This is a genomic window from Methylobacterium sp. WL18, from assembly GCF_008040015.1.
GTDB classification, from domain to species: domain Bacteria; phylum Pseudomonadota; class Alphaproteobacteria; order Rhizobiales; family Beijerinckiaceae; genus Methylobacterium; species Methylobacterium mesophilicum.
Genome location: NZ_VRVD01000452.1, coordinates 1 through 3,833, shown reverse-complemented (window position 1 = coordinate 3,833; position 3,833 = coordinate 1). Strand labels below are relative to the sequence as shown.

General features: G+C 70.5%; 3 protein-coding genes. 1 reads left to right on the top strand and 2 read right to left on the bottom strand.

The window, feature by feature from the left end:
- Together FV228_RS22730 and FV228_RS22725 are read right to left on the bottom strand one after the other, a co-directional pair.
- Positions 1-122 (bottom strand): NepR family anti-sigma factor (locus FV228_RS22730; RefSeq protein WP_281406523.1); only part of this gene is annotated, 122 nt, incomplete at its 3' end.
- Positions 123-314: 192 nt separating this feature from the next.
- Positions 315-1,481 carry a transglycosylase SLT domain-containing protein gene (locus FV228_RS22725; protein WP_147856671.1) on the bottom strand — a complete coding sequence of 389 codons (1,167 nt, stop codon included), beginning with the start codon at positions 1,479-1,481 and terminating at the stop codon, positions 315-317.
- 230 nt (positions 1,482-1,711) lie between these two features.
- On the opposite strand from FV228_RS22725, the gene alaS reads away from it, so the two are divergent.
- Positions 1,712-3,833 (top strand): alanine--tRNA ligase (gene alaS, locus FV228_RS22720; RefSeq protein WP_147856670.1); only part of this gene is annotated, 2,122 nt, incomplete at its 3' end.

The following is a 3,833-nucleotide window of genomic DNA, read 5'->3' as shown; positions in this document are numbered from 1 at the left end:
TGATCCAGGATGTCGGCCTGCCGGACCCGGCGCACCAGGGCGGCGAGGTGTTCCGGCACGCCCTCCGACATGAGGTCGTCGTAGATCGACGCCAGCGTCTGCCCGATCTGGTCGAGCGGCATGCTGCTCGGCGAGAGCGTCTCGGTATGCGGCGCCGCCGTGCCCGTCAGAGGCTTTCTCAAGAACGTCCCCCCAAGAAATGTCCCGCAGTCTCCGTGTCGCGCCGCACGCGAATGCGGCGATACTGGACGAACGTCGGCGGGAGGCCGGGAGTTGCGCGCGGGACCGCGAAGAGAGGCCCGCTCGCCGTGTCGTTACTGCGTGGCGACGCCGGTGGCGGCGTCCGCGTAGGCCATGATCCCCGAGACCGCCTGGACGTTCTGGTACCGCGTGCCGCGGGTGCTCATCATCGCCTCGAACTTCTCGTGGACCTGCGCCACCGAGAGGCTGGCCGGCTTGCGGTGCCGGCCGCGGCCGACGAAGCGCCCGGCGGCAAAGAAGATCGAGCGGTTGGCCCGGGCCGGGCCGGGCAGCAGCACGGCTGCGGCGGCGGCCGGCTTGTTGACGACGTTGGCCAGGAACTCCCCGGCATCGTCGGCGCCCAGGAAGTGGGCGAGGTAGACCTCGCCGAGGGTGAGTTCGCGGCCGATGCGCTGGGCGATGCGGCCGGCGTCGCGCTTCAGCATCTCGCCGGCCATCAGCGCCGAGAGATAGGGGTCGCGGCGCAATTCGAGCACCCGGGCGCGCTCGGCGGCGTCGGTGATCGCCGGCCGGTCGTTGGCGTCGGCGGTGACCAGCGCGGCCTCCTTCTCGAGCCCGTACTTGGCGCCGAAGTCGCGGACCACGCCGAGCCAGGTGCGCTCGATGAACTGATAGAGGCCTGTGGCCGAGGAGGTCTTGGCCTGGACCGCGGTGACGAAGCTCGACTCCTTGTCGGCCACCGCCATGAGCAGGACCGGGTCGGTCTGCACCGCCTGGGCGGCCCGCACGATCGTCTGCACCAGGTGGCGCCGGATCTTCATCGGGCCGAATTCGAGGATGTCGTTCGGGTCGCCGCCGGCGCTCTCCGACAGCAGGAAGTCGTAGGAGACGCGGTCGACGCCGTTGGAGCCGACGGCGGTGTCGAGGTCGTGCACGGCCGCGAAGCTCGCCGAGGCGCGCAGCGGGGTCCGCTCCAGCTCCTCGCTGAGGGCGACGGTGTGGATGCGCGGGCGCGGCATCGGCGGCTCGGTGGCGGCCTGCGCGGAGGAGACCGCCTGGCTCAGCCCGACCTTGCCGAGGTCGACCCCCGAGCCGATCAGCGCGGCGCTGAGGCCGCCGGCGATCAGCGATATCGTGAGCACCGAGCGGGCCAGCGCCGGGACGCTCCCGTGGACACGGCCGAGCATCGGCTGTGCGGTGATGGCATCGGCCCGGCCGGACCCGAACCGGCCCTGCTTACCCGTGACGTTCCTCGGCGATCCGACCGTGCGGCCCTGCATCGTCTACCCGAATCCTCACGCGCCCTTGACGGCGCCACGGACACACCATCGCTTGACAGATGTGGCGACAACACGGCCGTGCTTGTGGCGGCCATGGGGCGGGCCGGGGTGATTTCGCGGCGGGGCGCCCGTGACTCGGGCCTGATCCGTCCTTAAGAGGGCGGCATGCGGGTCGCGCCTGAAACGGGTGGCGGCCCAGTCCCTTGAGCCCTGCTTAGAGTTCTGCCCCGATGAGCGGCGTCAACGAGATCCGGTCGACCTTCCTCGACTTCTTCGCGCGTGCGGGACACGAGGCCGTGCCCTCCTCGAGCCTCGTTCCGAAGAACGATCCCACGCTGATGTTCACGAACGCCGGCATGGTGCAGTTCAAGAACGTCTTCACGGGCGTCGAGAAGCGCGGCTACGACCGGGCGACCACGGCGCAGAAGTGCGTGCGGGCCGGCGGCAAGCACAACGACCTCGACAACGTCGGCTATACCGCGCGCCACCACACGTTCTTCGAGATGCTCGGCAACTTCTCGTTCGGCGACTACTTCAAGGACCGCGCGATCGAGCTGGCCTGGACGCTGATCACCAAGGAATTCGGCCTCAAGCCCGACCGGCTGCTCGTCACCGTCTACGCCGACGACGACGAGGCCGCGAACCTGTGGAAAAAGATCGCCGGCTTCCCGGATGAGAAGATCATCCGGATCGGGACCTCCGACAACTTCTGGCAGATGGGCGACACCGGCCCCTGCGGCCCGTGCTCGGAGATCTTCATCGACCAGGGCCCGGCGCTGCAGGGCGGCCCGCCCGGCTCCCCGGACGAGGACGGCGACCGCTTCCTCGAGTTCTGGAACCTCGTGTTCATGCAGTACGAGCAGCTGGAGCCGGGTTTGCGCAACCCGCTGCCCCGGCCCTCGATCGATACCGGCATGGGCCTGGAGCGCATGGCCGCGATCCTCCAGGGCGTGCACTCGAACTACGACACCGACCTGTTCAAGGCGCTGATCGACGCCGCGGCGCATGCCGTCTCGCGGGCGCCCGAGCCCGCCACGATGGCGTCCTACCGGGTGATCGCCGACCACCTGCGCGCCGCCTCGTTCCTGGTCGCCGACGGCGTGCTGCCGGGCAACGAGGGGCGCGGCTACGTGCTGCGCCGGATCATGCGCCGGGCCATGCGGCATGCCGAGATCCTCGGCGCCCGCGAGCCGACCATGTACCGCCTGGTGCCGACCCTGGTGCGCGAGATGGGCCAGGCCTACCCGGAGCTGATGCGCGCCGAGGCGCTGATCGGCGAGACCCTGAAGCTGGAGGAAACCCGCTTCCGCCGCACCCTGGAACGGGGCCTGTCGATCCTCGATTCCGAGACGCGCGACCTGAAGGCCGGCGAGAAGCTCTCCGGCGACACCGCCTTCACCCTGTACGACACCTACGGTTTCCCCCTCGACCTCACCCAGGACGCCCTCAAGGCCCGGGGCATCGGGGTCGACACGGAGGCGTTCACGGCCGCGATGCAGCGCCAGAAGCAGGCGGCGCGCGAGGCCTGGAAGGGCTCCGGCGAGGCCGCCACCGAGACGGTCTGGTTCGGCATCCGCGAGCGCGTCGGCGCCACCGAGTTCCTGGGCTACGAGACCGAGGCCGCCGAGGGCATCGTCACCGCGCTGCTGCGCGACGGCGCCGAGGTGAAGAGCCTCGAGGCGGGGCAGACCGGCCTCGCGCTGGTCAACCAGACGCCGTTCTACGCCGAATCCGGCGGGCAGGTCGGCGATACCGGCCTGATCCTGGCGGCGGGCCTGAAGGTCCGCGTCACCGGCACCGAGAAGAAGCTCGGGGACCTGTTCGTCCACCACGTCAGCGTGGAGGCGGGTACCCTCGGGCTCGATCAGGCCGTGGAGCTGAAGGTCGACCACGCCCGCCGCAAGGCGATCCGCGCCAACCACTCGGCCACCCACCTCCTGCACGAGGCGTTGCGCCAGGTGCTCGGCGACCACGTCGCCCAGAAGGGCTCGCTGGTCAGCCCCGAGCGGCTGCGCTTCGACATCAGCCACCCGAAGCCGATCGAGGCGGACGAGCTGGCCCGGGTCGAGGACATCGCCAACGCGGTGCTGCTCCAGAACGCCCCGGTGGTGACCAAGCTGATGGCGGTGGACGACGCCATCGCGTCCGGCGCCCGGGCGCTGTTCGGCGAGAAGTACGGCGACGAGGTCCGGGTCGTCTCGATGGGCCTGCCGGTGGACGCGTCCGGCGCCGAGACCGACCGCGGCCGGCTCAAGAACTTCTCCATCGAGCTGTGCGGCGGCACCCATGCCGGGCGCACCGGCGATATCGGGGCGATCACCATCGTCAGCGACAGCGCGGTCGGGGCCGGCG

Bases quoted from the DNA above. Each gene is read 5' to 3' on its own strand.
- FV228_RS22725 (WP_147856671.1), bottom strand. From the start codon at position 1,481: ATGCAGGGCCGCACGGTCGGATCGCCGAGGAACGTCACGGGTAAGCAG.